The organism is Polaribacter sp. Q13 (assembly GCF_016858305.2).
GTDB lineage: Bacteria > Bacteroidota > Bacteroidia > Flavobacteriales > Flavobacteriaceae > Polaribacter.
The window spans coordinates 2,051,025-2,072,058 of record NZ_CP074436.1 but is presented as its reverse complement, the minus strand read 5'-3'; the positions used below and the strand labels follow the sequence as shown (position 1 = coordinate 2,072,058).

21 protein-coding genes are annotated in these 21,034 nt (G+C 28.6%); all 21 read left to right on the top strand.

Translation table 11 applies throughout. The features are described 5' to 3' along the window. Positions 1 to 14: 14 nt before the first annotated feature. The 21 genes from JOP69_RS08750 to JOP69_RS08650 all read left to right on the top strand — a co-directional run bounded on the left by JOP69_RS08750 (position 15) and on the right by JOP69_RS08650 (position 21,033). Entirely contained in the window at positions 15 to 437 is a 423-nt protein-coding gene (locus tag JOP69_RS08750) for an adenylyltransferase/cytidyltransferase family protein (RefSeq protein WP_203394109.1), read from the top strand. A gap of 83 nt (positions 438 to 520) precedes the next feature. Beyond that, positions 521 to 1,843, top strand: a complete 1,323-nt coding sequence (locus JOP69_RS08745; protein ID WP_203394108.1) for a UDP-glucose/GDP-mannose dehydrogenase family protein — start codon at positions 521 to 523, stop codon at positions 1,841 to 1,843. Between the two features lie 121 nt (positions 1,844 to 1,964). Then, the gene (locus tag JOP69_RS08740; RefSeq protein WP_203394224.1) at positions 1,965 to 2,912 is read left to right on the top strand and encodes a GDP-L-fucose synthase; all 948 of its coding nucleotides are present in this window, start codon (positions 1,965 to 1,967) and stop codon (positions 2,910 to 2,912) included. A 134-nt stretch (positions 2,913 to 3,046) separates the two neighbouring features. Further along, positions 3,047 to 3,391, top strand: a complete 345-nt coding sequence (locus JOP69_RS08735; protein WP_203394107.1) for a four helix bundle protein — start codon at positions 3,047 to 3,049, stop codon at positions 3,389 to 3,391. A gap of 121 nt (positions 3,392 to 3,512) precedes the next feature. Continuing rightward, positions 3,513 to 4,640, top strand: coding sequence for a GDP-mannose 4,6-dehydratase (gene gmd, locus JOP69_RS08730; RefSeq protein WP_203394106.1), 1,128 nt, complete (start codon positions 3,513 to 3,515; stop codon positions 4,638 to 4,640). An 85-nt stretch (positions 4,641 to 4,725) separates the two neighbouring features. Next, positions 4,726 to 6,264 carry an aldolase catalytic domain-containing protein gene (locus JOP69_RS08725; RefSeq protein ID WP_203394105.1) on the top strand — a complete coding sequence of 513 codons (1,539 nt, stop codon included), beginning with the start codon at positions 4,726 to 4,728 and terminating at the stop codon, positions 6,262 to 6,264. After that, positions 6,264 to 7,004, top strand: a complete 741-nt coding sequence (locus JOP69_RS08720; protein WP_203394104.1) for a 3-deoxy-manno-octulosonate cytidylyltransferase — start codon at positions 6,264 to 6,266, stop codon at positions 7,002 to 7,004. The genes JOP69_RS08725 and JOP69_RS08720 overlap by 1 nt, the downstream gene beginning before the upstream one ends. Continuing rightward, positions 7,004 to 7,624 carry an HAD family hydrolase gene (locus JOP69_RS08715; protein WP_203394103.1) on the top strand — a complete coding sequence of 207 codons (621 nt, stop codon included), beginning with the start codon at positions 7,004 to 7,006 and terminating at the stop codon, positions 7,622 to 7,624. The genes JOP69_RS08720 and JOP69_RS08715 overlap by 1 nt, the downstream gene beginning before the upstream one ends. Positions 7,625 to 7,754: 130 nt before the next feature. Beyond that, positions 7,755 to 9,200, top strand: coding sequence for a hypothetical protein (locus JOP69_RS08710; RefSeq protein WP_203394102.1), 1,446 nt, complete (start codon positions 7,755 to 7,757; stop codon positions 9,198 to 9,200). Positions 9,201 to 9,220: 20 nt separating this feature from the next. Next, positions 9,221 to 10,624 carry a lipopolysaccharide biosynthesis protein gene (locus JOP69_RS08705; RefSeq protein ID WP_203394101.1) on the top strand — a complete coding sequence of 468 codons (1,404 nt, stop codon included), beginning with the start codon at positions 9,221 to 9,223 and terminating at the stop codon, positions 10,622 to 10,624. A gap of 74 nt (positions 10,625 to 10,698) precedes the next feature. Further along, complete coding sequence (locus JOP69_RS08700) at positions 10,699 to 11,391, top strand: CatB-related O-acetyltransferase (protein ID WP_252191217.1); 693 nt, start codon at positions 10,699 to 10,701, stop codon at positions 11,389 to 11,391. 35 nt (positions 11,392 to 11,426) lie between these two features. Beyond that, positions 11,427 to 12,557, top strand: a complete 1,131-nt coding sequence (locus tag JOP69_RS08695; RefSeq protein ID WP_203394100.1) for a glycosyltransferase — start codon at positions 11,427 to 11,429, stop codon at positions 12,555 to 12,557. Then, positions 12,550 to 13,134, top strand: a complete 585-nt coding sequence (locus tag JOP69_RS08690) for a DapH/DapD/GlmU-related protein (RefSeq protein ID WP_252191216.1) — start codon at positions 12,550 to 12,552, stop codon at positions 13,132 to 13,134. The genes JOP69_RS08695 and JOP69_RS08690 overlap by 8 nt, the downstream gene beginning before the upstream one ends. Positions 13,135 to 13,153: 19 nt before the next feature. Further along, positions 13,154 to 13,999, top strand: a complete 846-nt coding sequence (locus JOP69_RS08685; protein WP_203394099.1) for a glycosyltransferase family 2 protein — start codon at positions 13,154 to 13,156, stop codon at positions 13,997 to 13,999. Between the two features lie 4 nt (positions 14,000 to 14,003). Then, a complete protein-coding gene (locus JOP69_RS08680; protein ID WP_203394098.1) occupies positions 14,004 to 15,248 on the top strand; it encodes a hypothetical protein in 1,245 nt (414 codons plus the stop codon). A 5-nt stretch (positions 15,249 to 15,253) separates the two neighbouring features. Then, positions 15,254 to 16,324 (top strand): glycosyltransferase, encoded by a 1,071-nt coding sequence (locus JOP69_RS08675; RefSeq protein ID WP_203394097.1) that lies wholly within the window; start codon positions 15,254 to 15,256, stop codon positions 16,322 to 16,324. 2 nt (positions 16,325 to 16,326) lie between these two features. Next, positions 16,327 to 17,283 carry an NAD(P)-dependent oxidoreductase gene (locus JOP69_RS08670; RefSeq protein WP_203394096.1) on the top strand — a complete coding sequence of 319 codons (957 nt, stop codon included), beginning with the start codon at positions 16,327 to 16,329 and terminating at the stop codon, positions 17,281 to 17,283. Beyond that, positions 17,284 to 18,033 (top strand): glycosyltransferase family 2 protein, encoded by a 750-nt coding sequence (locus JOP69_RS08665; RefSeq protein WP_203394095.1) that lies wholly within the window; start codon positions 17,284 to 17,286, stop codon positions 18,031 to 18,033. It begins immediately after the preceding gene. Between the two features lies 1 nt (position 18,034). Beyond that, entirely contained in the window at positions 18,035 to 18,958 is a 924-nt protein-coding gene (locus JOP69_RS08660) for an NAD-dependent epimerase/dehydratase family protein (RefSeq protein WP_203394094.1), read from the top strand. A gap of 4 nt (positions 18,959 to 18,962) precedes the next feature. Next, complete coding sequence (locus JOP69_RS08655) at positions 18,963 to 19,937, top strand: glycosyltransferase family 4 protein (RefSeq protein ID WP_203394093.1); 975 nt, start codon at positions 18,963 to 18,965, stop codon at positions 19,935 to 19,937. Further along, positions 19,927 to 21,033 carry an aminotransferase class I/II-fold pyridoxal phosphate-dependent enzyme gene (locus JOP69_RS08650; protein ID WP_203394092.1) on the top strand — a complete coding sequence of 369 codons (1,107 nt, stop codon included), beginning with the start codon at positions 19,927 to 19,929 and terminating at the stop codon, positions 21,031 to 21,033. The genes JOP69_RS08655 and JOP69_RS08650 overlap by 11 nt, the downstream gene beginning before the upstream one ends. The last annotated feature ends 1 nt before the right edge of the window (position 21,034 follow it).

Below are 21,034 nucleotides of genomic sequence, written 5' to 3'. Positions count from 1 at the left end.
CAAAAAAAGAATATATGAAGAAACTAATTATAGTATCAGGATATTTCAACCCAATTCACAAAGGACACCTTGAATATTTTAACAATGCAAAAGCATTGGCAGATGAATTGTTTGTTATTGTGAATAGCGATCTTCAAAGAGGTTTAAAAGGTTCTAAAGAATTTCAAAAAGAAGAAGAACGTTTGTTTATTGTAGAAAATATTAAATCTGTAGATAAAGCAATGATTTCTGTTGATAAAGACAGAACTGTTTGTGCTTCTATACGTGCTATTTATGAAAAGTATGGCAAAGAGTATCAAATAGGTTTTGCCAATGGAGGTGATCAAGATAATAACTCAATTCCAGAAGCACCGGTTTGTCAAGAATTAAATATTGATTTGATTGATGGTTTGGGTGATAAAATACAATCATCATCTTGGTTGTTGAAAAATAATTAAGTTTTAAATAAGCACTTATTTTAAGTGTTTTTTTATTGCGATATCTTTAAAAAAAAATAGAAAATTAAAAATTAAAAAGAATTATGAATATTGCTGTAATTGGGTCTGGTTATGTTGGTTTAGTGTCTGGAACTTGTTTCGCCGAAATGGGAAATAAGGTAACTTGTGTAGATATCGATCAGAAGAAAATTCAAAAATTAGAAGAAGGAATTTTACCGATTTTTGAACCTGGCTTAGAACAAATGGTTTTAAAGAATGTAAAAAATAAAAATTTACTTTTTACAACGAATTTAGGAGAAGCTATCAGCGATGCAGAAATTGTTTTTATAGCTGTTGGGACACCAATGGGAGATGATGGTTCTGCCGATTTACAATATGTTTTAGCGGTAGCGAAGTCTATTGGAGAAACCATGCAGAAAAGATTGATTGTAGTAGATAAATCTACTGTGCCAATTGGTACAGCAGATAAGGTAAAAGCTACTATTCAAGCAGAATTAGATAAAAGAGGTGAAGAGATTGAGTTTAGTGTTGTCTCTAATCCTGAATTTTTAAAAGAAGGTGCTGCGATAGACGATTTTATGAAACCGGATAGAGTTGTTATTGGTGCAGATTCTGAATATGCATTTGAGTTAATGAAGCAATTATATTCGCCTTTCTTTAGAACGCATGATCGTTTTATTACTATGGACATCCGTTCTGCGGAAATGACCAAATATGCGGCTAATACTATGTTGGCTACAAAAATTTCATTTATGAATGAGATTGCAAATATTTGTGAAAGAGTAGGTGCAGATGCTAATATGGTACGTATAGGAATTGGTTCTGATAAAAGAATTGGGTATAGTTTTATTTATCCAGGTGCGGGTTATGGTGGTTCTTGTTTTCCTAAAGATGTAAAAGCTTTAAAGAAAATAGCCGAAGAAAACGGGTATAAAGCAAATTTAATTGAATCTGTAGAGAATGTAAATGATGCTCAGAAATTGGTGATTGCCAATAAAATTGTAAAACGTTTTGGAGAAGATTTATCTGGAATGACTTTTGGTTTATGGGGATTGGCTTTTAAACCAGGTACAGATGATATGAGAGAAGCACCAGCTATTTATATTGTAAAAGAATTAGAGAAAAGAGGCGCAAAAGTAAAAGCATATGACCCTAAAGCAGTAGAAGAAGCAAAAGAGTTTTATTTAAAAGAGGCTAAAAATGTTACGTATTGTACTTCTAAGTATGAAGTCTTACAAGATGCGGATGCATTAATATTATTAACGGAATGGAAAGAATTTCGTTCTCCAGATTTTGTGGAAATCAAACAGCAGTTAAAGAATCCTATTATTTTTGATGGTAGAAATCAATATAATGCTTTTAATTTAGAAGAAAAAGGATTTGAGTATTTTCAAATAGGGAAATAAAACCGATTTCCGATGTTCGATATTCGTTTACCGCTTAAACGAATATCGAAAAACGAAAAACGAAAAACGAAAAACGAAAAACGAACATCGAACAACGAGACATCAGATAAGAAAAAAAATGATGAAAAAAGATACTAAAATTTATATTGCAGGCCATAGAGGTATGGTGGGTTCTGCAGTATGGAGAACATTAGAAAAAAAAGGGTACACTAACCTAATTGGTAAAACGAGTAAAGAGTTAGACTTAAAAAAACAAGAAGCAGTTCTTGATTTTTATAAAAAGGAGAAACCTGAAGTTGTAATTGATGCAGCTGCAAAAGTTGGTGGAATATTAGCAAATAACGATTTTCCGTATCAATTTTTGATGGAAAATATGCAAATTCAAAACAATTTAATTGATAGTGCTTTAAAGTCGGGTATTGAGAAATTTATATTTTTAGGGAGTTCTTGTATTTACCCTAAGTTTGCTCCGCAACCTTTAAAAGAAGAGCATTTGTTGACAAGTTCTTTAGAACCAACAAATGAAGGGTATGCGATTGCAAAAATAACAGGTGTAAAAGCATGTCAAGCAATTAGAAAGCAATTTCAGAAAGATTATGTAAGCTTAATGCCTACCAATTTATATGGAACACATGATAATTTTGATTTAAAATCATCACATGTGTTGCCTGCTATGATTCGTAAATTTCATGATGCTAAAAATAATAATTCGGATGTTGTTTTATGGGGAACTGGAACGCCAATGCGCGAATTTTTATTTGTAGATGATATGGCGGAAGCTGTGGTGTATGCTTTAGAAAATGAATTGCCAGAATATTTATACAATATTGGTTCAGGAAAAGACATTACCATTAAAGCATTAGCAGAGACCATTCAAAAAGTAATAGGACATCAGGGACAAATTGTTTGGGATTCTGAAAAACCAGATGGAACGCCAAGAAAATTGATGGATGTCTCGAAAATGAAAGAGATAGGGTGGCAATATTCTACAGAATTGGAAGATGGAATAGAAAAAACCTATACTTGGTTTTTAGAGAATATAGAAAACTTTAAAGAAGTCAAGCTTTAAAAATCGTCTATCGTTTATCGACCAACGAAAATCGAGTAACGAAAATCGTCTATCGTTTGCCGTTTACCGTCCATCGAACAACGAACAACGAGTAACGAAACACGACCAACGAACAACGAAAATCGAACAAAAAAATGGAATGTAAACTACAAGTTTGGAAACTAGCGCATCAATTAACTCTTGATGTATACCAGGTTTCAAATAACTTTCCTTCCTCAGAAAAATTTGGGTTAACCAATCAAGTAAGAAGAAGTTCTAGTAGTGTTCCAACAAATATAATAGAAGGGCAAGGGAGGCAGTATAAAAAGGAGTTTATTCAATTTTTATATATTGCGAAAGGCTCTTTAGAAGAAGCTAATTATCAATTATTTTTGGCAAAAGATTTAGGGTATATTTCTAATGATGAGTATACGAAATTATTAGATCTTTGTACAAGAATTAAGATGATGCTGTATAAATTAATAAAATCACTAAAGTGAAAAATCGTCCATCGTTTATCGTCCAACGAGTAACGAAACACGGTCATCGAAAATCGAACCACGAACCACGAACCACAAACAACGAACAACGAACCACGAACAACGAACAACGAAAAACGATATGAAAGTAGCATTAATCACAGGAATTACAGGACAGGATGGCTCATATTTAGCTGAGTTATTATTAGAAAAAGGATATGAAGTACATGGTATTAAAAGAAGATCTTCTCTTTTTAATACCAACAGAATTGATCATTTATACCAAGATCCACATGATCCAAATCAAAGATTAAAATTGCATTATGGAGATTTAACAGATGCGATGAATTTAACGCGTATCATTCAAGAATGTCAACCAGATGAAATTTATAACTTAGGGGCAATGTCTCACGTTGCTGTTTCTTTTGATACTCCAGAATACGTAGGTAATGTTGATGGATTAGGAACTTTAAGAATTTTAGAAGCAGTACGTATTTTAGGATTAGAAAAGAAAACAAGAATTTACCAAGCTTCTACTTCAGAATTATATGGAGGGATGCCAGAGAATAAAAATGAAAGAGGTTTCTATGATGAATTGTCTCCTTTTTATCCTCGTTCTCCTTATGGAGTAGCTAAAATATATGGCTTTTGGATAACTAAAAACTACCGTGAAGCGTATAATATGTTTGCGTGTAATGGTATTTTATTTAACCATGAATCACCAAGAAGAGGGGAAACTTTTGTAACTAGAAAAATTACGCGTGCCGTAGCAAAAATAGCTTTAGGCTTGCAAGAAAAAGTGTTTTTAGGAAACTTAGAAGCAAAACGTGATTGGGGACATGCAAAAGACTATGTTCGCATGATGTGGATGATTTTACAAGCAGATGCACCAGAAGATTGGGTTATTGCTACGGGTGTAACTACCACAGTGCGTGATTTTGTACGTATGGCATTTAGTGAAGTAGGTATTGACGTTGAATTTAAAGGAGAAGGCGTAGCAGAGAAAGCATACGTTGTTGCATGTAATAATAAAGAATTTCAAGTAGCAATAGGGAAAGAAGTGTTGTCTGTAGATCCTTCTTATTTCCGTCCAACAGAAGTAGATTTATTAATTGGAGATCCTTCTAAAGCGAAAAACAAATTAGGATGGGTGCCAGAGCATGATTTAGCTTCTTTGGTAAAAGATATGATGAAAGGTGATGTGGAAATCATGAAAAAAGATGTTGTTCTGTTAAAAGCGGGTCATGAAATTTTGAAGCAGGCGGAGTAATAGGGTTTTAGTATAGGTTTATTGTGTGTTAAAATATTTTAATTAAGGTGGTTTTTCCATTTTTAGTAGTAAAAAATAAATAATTATGAAAATTCTTGACTGTACTATAAGGGACGGTGGGTATTACACAAATTGGGACTTTGATCAAAGTTTGATAACTGAATATTGTAAATCTATGGAAGAGCTTCCTATAGAGTATATTGAAGTTGGTTATAGAAGTATACTTTTAAAAGGGTATCTAGGAAAGTATTTTTACTGTCCAATATATGTTTTAGATGAATTAAAAAGATTAATGCCTTCTAAAAAATTAGTGATTATTCTAAATGAGAAAGACATTAGACCAGAACATTTAGAAGTATTATTGACTCCAATAAAACCTTACATAACCTTAATTAGAATGGCTGTAGATCCTAAAAACTTCGAACGGGCTATTAAATTAGCAAAAGCAGTAAAAGCTTTAGGTTTTGAGGTTGCTTTTAACGTGATGTATATGTCTAACTGGAAACAAGATCCATCTTTTTTAGACTTACTAGAAGGATTAGATGAAACATTAGATTATTTCTATATGGTTGATTCTTTTGGAGGTGTTTTACCAAATGAAGTAAAAGAAATCATACAATTAGTAAAATCTAAAACAAAGGTAAGTCTAGGTTTTCATGGACATGATAATCTTAATATGGGGCTTATTAATACCATTACAGCTTTAGAACAAGGGTGTGATATTGTTGATGCAACAATTACAGGAATGGGAAGAGGAGCTGGGAATTTAAAAACCGAGTTATTATTAACTTATTTAAAAAGTCAGAATAAAGTTAATTTTGATTTTGATTTATTAGGGGGTGTTGTAGCTAGTTTCGAGGAATTGAAAAAAGAATATGGTAATTGGGGTACAAGTTTACCTTATATGTTCTCTGGAGCTCATTCTTTACCTCAAAAAGATGTAATGGAATGGGTAGGTATGAATAGGTATTCCCTAAGTTCAATATTAAATGCTTTAAATAATAAAAAATTAACCGTAGAAGATAATATTAAGTTACCAGTTTTAGCTAAAGAAAAAAGCTTTAAAACAGCGATTATTTTAGGTGGAGGGAAATCCGTTTATTCGCATAAAGAAGCTATTGTAAAATATGCAGAATCAAATGATGATTTTTGTTTAATACATGCAGGTATAAAAAATGTGTTACAATTTAAAGATTTAAATTGTAAACAATCAATCTCCCTAGTTGGGGTAGAAGATGAGGGTGTTTTAGATCAAATAGATGTTTCAGAAAGAACAAATTCTATGTTTATACTTCCTCCATATCCGAGAAAAATGGGAGTTTCTCTTCCTTCTCGAATAAAGTTAATAGCGAAAGAATTAGGGGAGATTGAGTTTACAAATTCTTCGTTAGATTCACCTTTTGTAGTTGCTTTGCAAACTGCATTAGACCTTGGTGTAACAGAATTGTTTTTGGTAGGATTTGATGGATATGATATAGATTTAAATAAAAATCAATTTGTATTAGCTCAGGAGAATCAAAATATTATTAATGATGCTTTAAAAATAGGAGGCTTTTCCGTAAAATCGATAAGCCCTACTAAATATGAGAATATAGAATTAACTTCAATATATAGTTTGATATAATGAGAATAGTAGGAGTAATACCAGCAAGATATAAATCTTCAAGATTTCCAGGTAAACCTTTAATTAGATTAAACGGTATACCAATGATAATTAGGGTGGCTCAGATAGTTGAAAAAGCGTTAGGTAGGGAAAATACTTATGTTGCTACTGATGACCTTCAAATTAAAAACTTAGTTGAGAGTTTTGGTTTCAATGTTACAATGACATCAGAGGACTGTTTAACGGGGACAGATAGAGTTTACGATTTTTCTAAGAAAGTTGATGCAGATATTTATGTTAATATTCAAGGAGATGAACCTCTTTTAGATTTTAATGAGATAGTAAAAATAGCAAATGTTAAAAAAAATAATTTTGATTTTGTTATTAATGGAATGTGTGGTTTTACAGATAAAGAGGATCCAAACAATGTAAATATTCCTAAAGTTATTGTAAATAAATCTAATAAATTAATCTACATGTCAAGACTGCCAGTTCCAGGCAGTAAAACTGTTGACTCTGCGGATGCTAAAGATTTTAAAAAACAAGTTTGTATTTATGCATTTAATAAAAAAGAATTGAGAGTTTTTGGAGAACAAACCGAAAAATCAGAGATAGAAAAACATGAGGATATTGAGATTCTGAGGTTTTTTGATTTAAATATTCCTATTTTAATGGTCGAAACAAAAGAAAGTTCGTTGGCAGTTGATGTTATTGAAGATGTTGCTAAGGTTGAAGAGGTTCTTAAGAAAGTTGAAAACTAATGATTAAGAATATACTTTGGGATTTTGATGGTGTTATTTTGGATTCCATGAAAATTAGAGATTGGGGTTTTAGAGAAATATTTAAATCTTTTAAAAAAGTACATGTAGATAAATTGTTAGAATATCATAATTTAAATGGTGGTTTGTCACGTTATGTTAAAATTAGATATTTTTACGAAGAAATTTTAGAGAAAAAAATAACAGAAGATGAAGTTTTGAAATATGCAAAATATTTTTCTATATTAATGAAAAAAGAATTAGTGAATCCAAATAATCTTATTTTGGATTCCGTTAATTTCATTAAAGATAATTATAAAAATTACAATTTTCATATTGTTTCTGGTTCTGATCAAAATGAACTTAGGTTTTTGTGTGTTCAATTGAATTTAGATTCTTGTTTTTTATCTATTCATGGTTCTCCAACTCCAAAAAAACAATTAGTTACTACCTTATTAAAAGATTATAAGTACAATTTAGAAGATTGCTGTTTAATAGGTGATTCTATTAACGACTATGAAGCGGCTGATTATAATTCTATTAAATTTTACGGTTACAACAACATTAAATTAAAAGAACTAAATAATTATTATATAAGAAATTTTAGTAGTCAATTTTTTTAATACTACTTAAAAATCCAAAAAAAAATTTTTTAATTTTTTTTTGGATTATGCCAATAGATGTTTTAATTCTTTTAAAAAAGAAAAAGTTTAGATATATGTTGTTTTTTATTAATATCAAAAGTGATTTAGTATGAGGAAAAAAAAGATGGAGGTTTTATCAGATATAGAAAAAAATAATGATGTTTACTCCTTAAAATATAAAAAGACAGATGTTTGGCCAATATTCAAAACTAGTCTATTTTTCTTTAATCACAAAAATAGTGATGCTCCAATTAAGCCTGTATTTTATATAAAAATTCTCAAAAAAACAGGCAAATTTTTGTTTCTTAATTTTTTTTATTCCTTTATTCTTAGGATAAGAGTATTAAATTCTTTGAAAAAAACTGATTATATTTTTGCTGGTTATCATGCACATAGAACTTTTTATGAAAATAAATCAATGAATAAGTTTTTTGATCCAATTATGGATTTTTTAGAAAATGAAATGTCAGCTAAAACTATTTCTTTTGAACACGAGTTTTCAGGGATTCAAAAATTGTATTACAAAAAAAAACGTGTACTAAATGTCTCAAGACTAATTTCTTATTATAGAACTTTAGTGAAAAAAGATAAGTTTGAAAGTAATATATTAGATGGTGCAATTGATATTTATTCAAAAAAAACTAATCTTAATAAAATAGACTTAAAAGAAAAAATAGATTTAGATTTAAATGAAATTTTCTTTTGGAAAAATTTATGGATTGATATTTTGGATAAAACTAATCCAAAAGCTGTTTTTACATTATGCTATTATAATCCAAAACTTTTTGGACTTATACTTGCAGCCAATGAAAAAAATATATGTACAGTTGATATTCAACATGGGAGCCAAGGTAAATATCAACCCTGTTATTCGTTTTCGAATTATAAGAAATCAAATTCATTACCTAATGTTTTTTGGGTATGGGATTCAACCTCTAAACTCTCTTTAGAAAACATATTTAAAGAAAAAGAACAAAAGGTTATTGTAGGAGGAAATCCATGGATTGATTTTTTAAGTCAAAATAGTAATGAACAATTAACGGAGACAAGAAAAATAATACTTCATTCACTCCAGCCTGGTTTAGATATAATACTTTCCGAGACTATTCTTCAGTCAATAAAAAGTACGGACGAAGATTATGTTTGGTATTTACGCTTACATCCTAGGATGACTAAACGAGAATTAAATGTAATAAAGAAATTAGTAATAGATAATAATATTCAACATAAAGTAGTAATTGATTTAGCAACTAGTTTACCTTTGCCTTTAATCTTAAGAAGTACTTTTGCCCTTGTTTCACATTATTCAGGTGTTTTAATAGAAGCGTATCTTTGTGGTGTCCCAATTAATATCGTTATAGACCTTATGGGGGCTCAAACTTATTCAGAATATTTGGACGATGGTAAAATGGAATATTTAGATTTAGATTTAGATTTGAATTATTTTAATGAAATAAAAAAAATAGAAGATAAAAAATGTTTTTCTGTTCAATCTAATTCTAATGAAGATAAAGATTATTTTTCAGGTTTAGTTCAATTATTTAATAGTCTTTAAGAACAAATTAATATTACTTGGTGAAAAAATTATTATCACATACCGCAATTTATGGTCTAGCTCCTCAGTTACCTAAAATATTAGGACTTGTAATTCTTCCAATAATAACAAAAGATTTAACTGCTAATGATTATGGAGTATATGGAGTAATACTTGCTTATACATCTGCATTTTCAGTTTTATCACTATTAGGTATTAGAATAGTATTATTAAATAGCTTTTATCATTATGGTCATCGATATAAAATTTTGTGGAGGCAATTATTTGGGTTTTTACATATTTGGAATATTATTTATGGTTTTTTATTGGGACTATTAATATATTATATATTACCGGTAGGAGCTGAAAGGTATAGGTTTACGATTATAATACTTACCATACTTCCATATATTATATTTGGCCCTTTATCTATTATTTCTCTTACTTATTTTCAAGTGAATCAAAAGCCCCAACAATTGGCTTATCGGAATATAATAGGGGGAGTTGTTACTGTATTGTTACAATTGTTATTTATTTCTAAGTTTAAAATGGGCTTCATGGGGTGGATTTATGCCTCTTTTATAGGTGTTACAGTTACAAATTTATCTTTTGTTCATATTATTTATTTTAAGAGTGAATTGTTTCCTATTTTTAATTTTAAGATTAACACCATAAAGCGCTCATTAAAAGAATCATTACCAATGGTTCCTCATTTTTATTCAGCCTTTTTGTTAGATTCATCGGATAAAATTGTAATGGATTATCAAAAAGTTGATTCGTCTGGAATTGGAAAATATAACTTGGCTTATTCAGTATCCTCACCTTTTCAAACGTTGGTAAATTCATTGTCCACTGCAATTACACCACTGGCATATGAATTTTATAAAAAAAAGGATGAGTTAGAAGTTCGAAAATTAATTTTTGTATCTCAATTAGGTGTATCTATTTTTACTTTTCTGAGTTGTATTTGGATGAAAGAATTATTTCAGATTTTGATTAAAAATAATGAGTTAAAAAGCATGTATGGTTTGGCTATAATTATAATTATGGCCTATAACTATAGACCTATTTATTTAGGTGCAGTGTTAAAACTAAATTATTTGGGCAAGAATACTAATCTTTGGAAAATTTCACTCTTAGCAGGTGTTCTAAACATTATTATTAATTTAATATTTATTCCTTTTTATGGATATAAAGTTGCTGCCTATTCTACATTTATAGCTTTTATGGGTATGGCGATTTTTAGCTATTTATTAAAGGAATACAAAGAAATTAAATCAATCAATTATTATCAATATTATTGGATATTTTTTAATATTATCTTAACTATTATTGCATACTTTTTGGTGGAATATTTGTTTTTTTATAAATTGGGTATAACGGTAGTTTTGATAACTCTATCTTTAATGATTTATTTTTTTTTAAAAAAGAAAATCATTATATAAATTTATAATTTCAAATTAGTGATTGAAAGCAAATATAGATCAAACTAAGTTAATATTTAAACTCATTTAACAATATGAAGAAGTTTATACAAAAAATAAAATTTTACGTTTATTATAGGTTTTTACGAATAAATTTTATTTCAATTACTAAGACATCTTATATAGCTTCTACAGCCAAATTAAATAAAGTTTTAATTTCAGGGAATGTTGAAATAAACGATAAGGCAATATTACAAGCTGGTGTAACTATGAATTGTAGTTCAGGAATACAGGTGGGAAGATACACTGTTATTAATGGACCAAACACTGATTTTTACTCAGATATCCATTCCATAAATATTGGTTCGTTTTGTAGCATAGCTAGAAATGTTTCTTTTCAGGAATTTAGCCACTACTCAGATAGAATAACAACGCACCTTATCTTAAAACATGTCTTTAAACAACAAAAAAAAGATACTTTTTCTAAAGGACCAATTCAAGTTGGAAATGATGTTTGGATTGGAGCACACTCAGTTATTCTCTCGGGAGTTAAGATTGGAAACGGAGCTATAATAGGAAGTAATAGTGTGGTTAATAAAGATGTACCTCCATATGCAATAGTAGCAGGTTCTCCCGCAAAAATAATCAAGTATAGGTTTGATGATGATGTTATTAGGTTGTTGGAAGATATGAAATGGTGGGATTGGGATATAGAAAAAATTTTAAAAAACGAACAGTTATTCGATAAAAAGTTGTCTAAGGGTCTTTTGAATACAGTAGTTAATTAATTATATATGTTTAAAGAATTTAAATGAAAGTTAATATGAAAAAAAAAGTATTATATATTCATCATTCTGGTGCTATGGGAGGAGCTCCAAGAAGCTTGGCTTTTTTAATAAATGAATTAGATAAATCAATTTATGAACCTATCGTATGGATGATGAGAGATGGTGTTGCAAGAGATTTATTTATTGAAGCAGGTGCCGAAGTTATTTTTAATAAAAGTAAGTTTCTACAACCTTTTCACGGGACAACTGTTTCTGGTATGAACTTTGTTTTGTTTTTGAAAAATATAATAGGATATTTTCCTACTTATTTTGAAGGGAAAAAGGTAATTAAGAAAATAAAACCAGATATTATTCATCTTTCTACAACATGTTTGTTTCAATTTGCAAAAGCTGCTTTTAAGATTAATAAAAAGATTAAGGTAATCTCACATGTTAGAGAGCCTCTCTTACCTAATTTCTTTGGGAAAATATTACTTAAGCAAAATCAAAAATACGTTGATCAGTTTGTTGCAATAAGCAAAAATGATGCAAAACCTTTTTTGTCAACAAAAGACAATGTAGCTGTAATATATAATTTTGTAAATATCAATAAATATAATTTCAATGAGCTTACTCGAAATAGTTATAGAAGTAAATTAAATATTAGTAATGATAATATTTTATTAATTTCTTATTTTGCAAGAGTCTCTGAAGAAAACGGTGTTTCAAATATATTGAAAATAGCTAAGGACTTAGAAGAGTATAATGATATAAAGTTTGCCATTTTCGGTTTTAAGAATGAAACGAACTATGAAAAAGAAATAGGTGAAAATATAACAGATAATGTATTTTTAATCCCCATGGTTAACGATGTTAAAGAGTACCTTTGTGCTAGTGATGTTTTATTAAGTCCTTTTATTGAGCCTCATTTTGCAAGAGCTATTGTGGAAGCTTCCGCTATTGGTATACCATCAATTGTTTCAAATGTTGATAGTCAAAATGAATTAATAAAAAATAATAATACAGGTATATTATATAATACTATTGATGAAGCAAAAGAGGCTATTCTATTCTTTTATAAAGATAGACATATTATGAAAAAATATGGTAATAATGCACGATTATTTGCAGAAGAAGTGTTTTCTGCAAAATTAAACTCTCAAAGAACAACTAGTCTTTATGATTAAAAGAATAATAACATTTTTTAGATTTATTTTTGGACTTTTTAATACTTTATTTAATTTTATTATGTTAAAAGTAAATAAGGTACATTATAGTTCTTATATTATTCGTGGACGAATACAAATTAGGAATAAAGGAAATTTAAAAATAGGTAAAAACTTTATAGCTCATTCTGGAAATATGATGAATCCAATTGGTGGGGATACATGTTTGAGATTAATATGTTCTACAAATGGGGAATTAGATATTGCTGATAATGTAGGGATTTCTAACACAACAATTGTTTGCTGGGAAAAAATAATAATAAAAGAGAATGTATTTATTGGAGGCGGGTGTAAGATATGGGATACCAATTTTCATTCTATTGATAGTAATGAAAGATGTTTTAATGGGGATTTATTTGTGGCTACAAAACCTATTGAAATTAGAGAATGTTCTTTTATTGGGGCAAATTCTATTATATTGAAAGGAGTTACAATAGGGGAAAATTCTATTATTGCAGCTGGTAGTGTTGTATCAAAAGATATTCCAAGTAATCAAATATGGGGAGGAAATCCAGCTAGGTTTATAAAAAACCTATAATACAACATTTATACAAATTATGGAACAAAATACATTTAAACCTATAATAACAATAATAACTTCTACATATAATGCGGTTACGGACTTAGAAAAAACAATTGTTTCTATTCGGAACCAAAGTTATAAACATATACAATGGATAATTATTGATGGTAATTCTAAAGATGGAACAGTAGAATTAATAAAGAAAAATAAAGATATTATTGAATTTTGGTTAAGCGAAAAAGATACGGGTATATACGATGCTTGGAATAAAGGAACAAAACATATTAAAGGAGATTGGGTTTTATTTTTAGGAGCAGGTGACGTTTTGTATTCAAACAAAGTGCTTAGTGATATATCTTTTTATCTTATAGATGCCTTTCCTAAATATAATTTAGTCTATGGTAAAGTTGACGTTGTAAATGACGATGATGTTTCAGTTGCAGATTGGGGAGAACCTTGGGAGTTGTTAAAAAATAAAACAGAATCTATAAGGATTGCATTACCTCCTCATCCGGGTAGCTTTTTACACGCTTCTTTTTTTAATGAAGAAAAATATTTATTTCCTACTAATTTAAAAATTGCTGGAGATACTCATTCATTAATGAAAGCTGTAAAAGAAAAATCACCTTTATTTTTACCAATATACATAGATAAAATGCTCTTTGGTGGGGTGTCTACTACAGGTAAAAACTTATTATTGATTATTAAGGAATTAAAACTAATCAACCAAGAATTTAATGTAAAACTACCTTTTTTTATTTATTATTGGAATCTTAGTAAAATTTATATAAAGGCATGGGTAAATATAATTTTTCCTGAAAAAATAATTGGTTCTTTATATAATATTTTTTTGAAAGTTAAATACAAGTTCAAATACTAGCTTAATGAAAGATATAAAACTACATACAAGATGTAAGCTTATTGATAAATATAGAAAAATACCATTATTGGTTTTTTTTCTATTATTTTCTATTCCTCCTATATTTATTGGTTTATTTAATTCAAGTTCTTATGCAGAAGGGATAATAGTTTTTGACTTGTTGTTTTTAGTATATGCTTTATCAAATTTAAAGAGAAAAATAGATTTAAATTATAAAAAAAAATATATTGGTATTGCTATAATTTTAATATTTAGTTTTATCTTTTGTCATTCTGCATATATCATGTTGGTATTAGACTATCCTTTTAATTTAACTAAATTTTTTGTTACTTATATTGGCCTAATAATAACATTCTTATCTGCATGGTTTTTTGGTAATATTATTATAACTCAATCTGAGGAAAGTATAAATAAGATTGTACTTTTTTTAATATTTTTTTTTATCCTAAACATACTTTTTTCTTATATTGGGCTTAATTTAGGTGATGGCTGGTCACCGGTTGGTTTATTTCAAGAACCATCTCATGTCGCTATATTTTTGGCTCCATTATTAATTTATTCTTCTAGAAAAAAATTAAAAGGAAATATAGTTTATTTGCTTGTTTTTTTATTTTGGGGAGCTATAGGTAAAAACTTAACAATTATATTAGTTGTTGTATTCTCCTCGCTATTTTATATAGTTAAGTTAAGAGATTTTATTTTGTCTATTGTTTTATTTATTTTTTTAGGTATTTTAACATTACCTTTTATGGATACAGAATATTTTACCAGTCGAATTAATTTAAGTTCAGATACTACAAGTGGTTCTAGTTTGGTTTTTTTAAAAGGTTGGGATAATGCAATTGAATCTTTTACAGTAACTGATGGTGTTGGCATTGGATATCAGCAACTTGGTTATTCAAGTGTTCTTAAAAATAATGGTAGTGCTTTTCAAGCACTATCTATTTTAAATCTAGAGGAGTTAAATAAATATGATGGAGGAAGTGTTTCTCCTAAAATAATTGCAGAATTTGGTGTTTTTGGTATTTTTTTTATTCTTTTATATGTGATAGGCTTTATACAGTTAATACTAAATTTGAAAAACAAAGAAAAAAGATCTGGAGTAGTTTTTTTACAATGCTGTTATCTTGGTTTGTTTTTTGAATTGTTTTTTAGAGGAGCTGGATATTTTACTATTGGAACGTTTCTATTTATAGCAGCCGTAACTAATTTAAAATTTTCAATAAATAGTAGTAATAAATTTAAATAATTAAAATGAGTGACATTCAAATACACGCAACAAACATTAATGGACTAGGAGCTATTCAAGTAGTAAAATCATTTTTAGATGCTTTTGAGGATTTTGAAGAGTATAGAGAGTCAGAAGTTTACGTATCTGATAAAGGAGAATTGTCTAAATATGAATCAAGTTTTTTAAATATAAAAGTATATCGTAGAATTCTTCCAAAAGCATTATCTAGAGTTTTTGAATCTGTTTTTTCTTTTTTTCTTTTTAAAAATGTTCCTACCATTGTTTTAGGAGATATTCCTTTAAGAGGGATTAAAGAACAAGTAGTTCTTGTACATTACCCGTATATGGCTTATCCAAGGGTTAATAAATTTTCAAGTAAAAGTTTAAGTGCTAGAGTTGTACGGTTTCTTTTTTCTGCAAATTTAAAATACACAAAAACTATCATTGTCCAAACAGGTGCCATGGCAAATGATTTAATAGAGTCATATCCTGAAATTAAAAATAAATTAGTTATATGTCCACAACCAGCACCAAATTGGTTAAAAACTCATCAAAAAACGAATAAAATTAAAGTTTCAAGTAAAAAGCATTTATTCTATCCTGCAACTTATAGCCCATATAAAAATCATGACTTTTTATTAAAGTTAAATGATTACGTTATTAAAAATAACATTAATATTTCGAACATTGAAATTCAATTAACATTAAGAGAGAAGGAGTTTGAAAAATATAAATCTATTAATTTCGTAAAAAATTTGGGTAGACTGAATACTGATGAGATGAATTTTCAGTATGAAAAAGCAGATGCTTTATTATTTATGTCTTCTATTGAAACATATGGGCTTCCAATTGTAGAATCATTAACAATAAATTTGCCTATATTAATAGCTGACTTTAATTATTCTAGATGGATATGTAATGATAAAGCATATTACTTTCAACATAATAGTGAAGAAAGTTTTTTTAAAACCTTAAATAGATTACTAAATGATTTAAATGTTGGAAAAGTAATGGATTACAGCAATGTTTTAAAAAAATTTCCTGTTTCTTGGGATACTGTAGTCGATGTTTTTATAAAACAATTAACTAAATAATTATGAAAATATTAATAACAGGAGGATCTGGTTTTATAGGGACTAATTTAATAGATAAATTTTTAATCGACGGTTTTGAGGTTCTAAATATTGATTTTAAAGAACCAAAAAGGGAGAAACATTTTAAATGTTGGAAAAATATAGATATTACTAATTTTGAAAATCTTAAAAAAGAGGTTATATTTTTTGAACCTAATTATATTGTTCACTTAGCTGCTCGAACAGATTTAGGAGGTGAGACATTAAATGATTATCAAGCAAATACGATAGGTGTTGAGAATTTAATGAGTGTGGTTAAAAATCTAAAATCTTTAATAAAAGTTATTATTACTTCTTCAATGCTTGTTTGTAAAGCAAATTATCATCCAAAAAATCAATTTGACTACGCACCAAATACCGTTTATGGAGAAAGTAAAGTTAAAACTGAAAATAATGTTTGGGCAGATACTCCATCTTGTGATTGGGCAATAATAAGGCCTACATCCATATGGGGAGAATGGTTTGATGTACCATATAAAAACTTTTTTGATATGGTTATAGATAAGAAGTATTTTCATATAGGAAATAAAGGTTGTACAAAAACATATGGATATATAGGAAATGCTATTTATCAAATAGAACAAATTCTTTTCACTGAGACAAAGGATGAGTCAAATAAAGTGTTTTATATTGGAGATTACGACCCTACGAATATTGAGGTTTGGGCAAATGAAATTTCAAATGAATTAGGATATTCTGTAAAAAAAATACCTTATTTTCTAATAAAGATTATAGCTATTGGAGGTGATGTTTTAAAAAGTTTAGGAGTAAGTTTTCCTATGACATCTTTTAGATTAAATAATATGACAACTAATAATATTGTTGACTTGTCTAGAACTATGAAAGTTGCCCCAACATTACCATTTAATAGACAAAAAGGGATTGTCAAAACATTAAAATGGTTGCGTAAAATTAAATAAATGAAAATTTCCATAATAACAGTCTGTTACAATAGCGAAAAAACTATTGAAAAAACATTTAAATCTGTACAGGCACAAACATACAAGAATATAGAATACATTATAGTAGATGGAGGTTCTAAAGATAGTACTATAGATTTAGTAAAGAAATACGAGTCAATGGTGTCTCAATGGGTTTCTGAACCAGACAAAGGGTTGTATGATGCCATGAATAAGGGGGTTGAAATGGCTACAGGAGATATTGTAGGGGTTTTAAATTCGGATGATATTTTTACAGATGAAAAAGTGCTAGAAAATGTAGCTAATTTTCATTTAAAAAATAAAAATATTGATGCTTCTGTAGGTAATATTTTACAATTTAATGAAGAAGGAAAAACGGTAAGAAAGTATTCTGCTAAAAATTGGAACCCAGAGAAGCTGAAAATAGGCTTTATGCCTGCGCATCCAGCGATATTTTTTAAAAGAGATTTGTTTAAAAAATATGGACTTTACCATTTAGATTTTACGATTGGTGCAGATTATGAATTAATTACTCGGTTTTTCTTACAACATAAGATCACTTGGAAATTTTCTGACATTACAACTACGTCTATGTTAATAGGTGGTGTAAGTAGTTCTGGTTTTAGTAGTTATCAATTAATTTCAAAAGAAATAAAAAAAGCATTGACCAGAAATAATATAAAGTTTAGTTATTTAAAAGTACAGTTAAGAGGTTTCTGGAAAATAATTGGGTTTTTAAATAAAAAGTAATTTGAATACGAACTTACACATAATTACGGGGAATAAAGGTTTTGTAGGTCTTAATTTGGTAGACTACTTTGCAAGAGAGAAAAAAGAGACTGTAGGAGTTTCTAGAAATCCAAAGTCAAACGAGCTTAGTTATAAAACTTTAAGTTTAGAAAAGCTTAATCAAGCTAAGAGTTTTATTCATTTAGCAGGGAAAGCGCACGATTTAAAAAAAACATCTGAAGACGCAGCATATTTTGAGGTAAATACCGAGCTAACAAAAACACTTTTCAATCAATTTTTAGAAAGTGATTGTGAAGTTTTTATATACATGAGTTCTGTAAAAGCTGCTGCAGATGATGTAGAAGGTGTTTTAACCGAAGAGGTAACGCCAAATCCAGTTACGGTGTACGGCAAATCTAAGTTAGCTGCAGAAGCGTTTATTTTATCACAAGAAATTCCACAAAATAAAAGAGTGTATATTTTAAGACCCTGTATGATTCATGGTCCTAATAATAAAGGAAATTTAAATTTACTGTACAGCTTTGTATCTAAAGGTATTCCGTACCCTTTTGGGAAGTATAAAAATGCAAGATCTTTTGTTTCTGTAGAAAATTTATGTTTTGTAATTAATGAATTGATAGAAAATAAAAATATAAAATCTGGGATATACAATGTTGCCGATGATGCTTCTTTATCTACAACAGCATTAGTAAAAACTATAGGAGATGTTATCGAAAAACCAGCCAAGGTTTTAAATATACCAAAGGTTTTTGTAAATATTTTGGCTAAATTAGGAGATGTATTGCCGATTCCTATCAATTCTGAGAGATTGCAAAAACTCACAGAAAATTATGAGGTTTCTAATTCAAAAATAAAAAAAGCACTTCAAAAAGAATTACCTTTATCAGTAAAAGAAGGTATCGAAAAAACAATCGCATCATTTTAAATTTATGGAGAAAAATATAATTGTTTTATGTATATTGATTGTTGCCTCTTTTGTGTATTTAAAGTTGGCCAATAAATTTAATATTGTAGACAAACCCAATGAGAGAAGTTCTCATACGAAAGTAACCATAAGAGGAGGAGGAATTATTTTTCCGATTGCAATTTTACTATTTTTCTTTTTAAATGATTTTCAATATCCCTTTTTTGTTTTGGGGCTTATTTTAATTTCTTTTGTTAGTTTTTTAGATGATATCTATACCTTAAGTTCTAGAATTCGGTTTCCTTTTCAAATAATAGCAGTTTTATTAATTCTGTACCAAGTAGATTGTCCAATTGTGCCATTGTATTACTCCATACCGCTATTAGTGCTAGGTGTTGGGTTCATAAATATGTTTAATTTTATGGATGGTATCAACGGAATAACAGGTATTTATAGTTTGGTTGTTTTGTCTGGTATGTATTTTGTCAATTTAAATGAGCAAATTGTTAGTAATGATTTAATCGTTTTTTCTGGATTGTCACTTTTGGTATTTGGATTTTATAACTTCAGAAAAAAAGCATTGTTTTTTGCGGGAGATATTGGTAGTATCGCTATTGGAATGTTAATTTTTTTTATAGGTGTTTTATTTACTTTACATTTAGAATCACCCATTTTTTTATTGTTGGTTTTAATTTATGGTGTAGATACAGCGTGCACCATGTTGTATAGAATACTTTATACGAATGAAAGTATTTTAGATCCTCATAGGCATCATATCTATCAAAAATTGGTTGATGTATACAAAATATCACATTTAAAAGTTTCCATGATTTTTGGTGGGCTTCAATTAGTGGTAAATTTCATCATTTTAAAAACGTATAAATTAGATGTATCAATTCAGCTACTGGTGTCTTTTGGGTTAATTCTCTTTTTTGCCATACTGTATGTTTTCCTTTTTAAATTGATTGAGAAAAAAGTAAAAGTGAACAATGCAAAATAAAATTCCTTTATCTGAGTCTATTATAAATATTGATTTAAAAACTAATTTTTCATCAATAGGTACAGATGATGTTAAAAATTTCGAAAATTCTTTAGAAGCTTATTATGAGCACCAAAAGAGAGTGGTTGCAGTAAACTCTGGCACCTCTGCGATACATTTGGCTTTAATTTTAAGTGGCGTAGAAAAGGGAGATGAGGTCTTGTGCCAATCGCTGACATATATTGCTACTGCAAGCCCTATTTTATATCAAAAAGCAATTCCTATTTTTATTGATAGTGAAAAAGAAACCTGGAACATGTGTCCGGATCAATTAGAACTTGCTATAAAAGATAGAATTTTAAAAGGAAAAAAACCAAAAGCTATTATTTTTGTCCATCTCTACGGAATGCCCGCAAAGGTTGATGAAATAGTACGTATTTCTCGTAAATACAATATAACGTTGATTGAAGATGCCGCAGAAGCTTTGGGAGCTGAATATAAGGGAAAGAAATGTGGTACTTTTGGAGATTTTGGAATCCTTTCTTTTAATAATAATAAAATTGTATCTACATTAGGCGGTGGAGCTTTAATCTGTAATACAGAGAAAGAAAAGGAAAAAGCTTTTTTTTACGCCACCCAAGCTAAAGAAAAAGAAAATTATTACGAGCATAAGGTTTTAGGGTATAATTATAGAATGAATTCTTTAGGGGCACGTTTAGGCGTTTCGCAACTAAAAAAATTGCCAGAATACTTAAAAAAAAGACGTGCCATCAATGATTTTTATAAGGATTATTTTAAGCGTTTTTTTAGAGTTCAATTATTAAAGGAACCTTCAGCATCTTTTGTTTCTAATTATTGGTTAAGTTGTATTCTATTTGAATTAGAAGGAGTTGGAGATAGTACAACTAAAATTATGACCTTGCTACGAGAGAATAATATAGAATCTCGACTTTTATGGAAACCGATGCACTTGCAACCACTTTTTAAAAATCATCCATATTATGGAGGTAAAGTAGCCGAAAATTTATTTAAGAAAGGGCTCTGTTTACCATCTGGTTCTAACTTAGAGAAAAATGATTTATTGAGAATTTCAGAATCCATTAAGAATTTTTTGTAGA

Bases quoted from the DNA above. Each gene is read 5' to 3' on its own strand.
- JOP69_RS08745 (WP_203394108.1), top strand. From the start codon at position 521: ATGAATATTGCTGTAATTGGGTCTGGTTATGTTGGTTTAGTGTCTGGA.
- JOP69_RS08655 (WP_203394093.1), top strand. From the start codon at position 18,963: ATGGAGAAAAATATAATTGTTTTATGTATATTGATTGTTGCCTCTTTT.
- JOP69_RS08740 (WP_203394224.1), top strand. From the start codon at position 1,965: ATGAAAAAAGATACTAAAATTTATATTGCAGGCCATAGAGGTATGGTG.
- JOP69_RS08690 (WP_252191216.1), top strand. From the start codon at position 12,550: ATGATTAAAAGAATAATAACATTTTTTAGATTTATTTTTGGACTTTTT.
- JOP69_RS08675 (WP_203394097.1), top strand. From the start codon at position 15,254: ATGAGTGACATTCAAATACACGCAACAAACATTAATGGACTAGGAGCT.
- JOP69_RS08685 (WP_203394099.1), top strand. From the start codon at position 13,154: ATGGAACAAAATACATTTAAACCTATAATAACAATAATAACTTCTACA.
- JOP69_RS08720 (WP_203394104.1), top strand. From the start codon at position 6,264: ATGAGAATAGTAGGAGTAATACCAGCAAGATATAAATCTTCAAGATTT.
- JOP69_RS08725 (WP_203394105.1), top strand. From the start codon at position 4,726: ATGAAAATTCTTGACTGTACTATAAGGGACGGTGGGTATTACACAAAT.
- JOP69_RS08700 (WP_252191217.1), top strand. From the start codon at position 10,699: ATGAAGAAGTTTATACAAAAAATAAAATTTTACGTTTATTATAGGTTT.
- JOP69_RS08665 (WP_203394095.1), top strand. From the start codon at position 17,284: ATGAAAATTTCCATAATAACAGTCTGTTACAATAGCGAAAAAACTATT.
- JOP69_RS08715 (WP_203394103.1), top strand. From the start codon at position 7,004: ATGATTAAGAATATACTTTGGGATTTTGATGGTGTTATTTTGGATTCC.
- JOP69_RS08650 (WP_203394092.1), top strand. From the start codon at position 19,927: ATGCAAAATAAAATTCCTTTATCTGAGTCTATTATAAATATTGATTTA.
- JOP69_RS08670 (WP_203394096.1), top strand. From the start codon at position 16,327: ATGAAAATATTAATAACAGGAGGATCTGGTTTTATAGGGACTAATTTA.
- JOP69_RS08750 (WP_203394109.1), top strand. From the start codon at position 15: ATGAAGAAACTAATTATAGTATCAGGATATTTCAACCCAATTCACAAA.
- gmd (WP_203394106.1), top strand. From the start codon at position 3,513: ATGAAAGTAGCATTAATCACAGGAATTACAGGACAGGATGGCTCATAT.
- JOP69_RS08680 (WP_203394098.1), top strand. From the start codon at position 14,004: ATGAAAGATATAAAACTACATACAAGATGTAAGCTTATTGATAAATAT.
- JOP69_RS08710 (WP_203394102.1), top strand. From the start codon at position 7,755: ATGAGGAAAAAAAAGATGGAGGTTTTATCAGATATAGAAAAAAATAAT.
- JOP69_RS08735 (WP_203394107.1), top strand. From the start codon at position 3,047: ATGGAATGTAAACTACAAGTTTGGAAACTAGCGCATCAATTAACTCTT.
- JOP69_RS08695 (WP_203394100.1), top strand. From the start codon at position 11,427: ATGAAAAAAAAAGTATTATATATTCATCATTCTGGTGCTATGGGAGGA.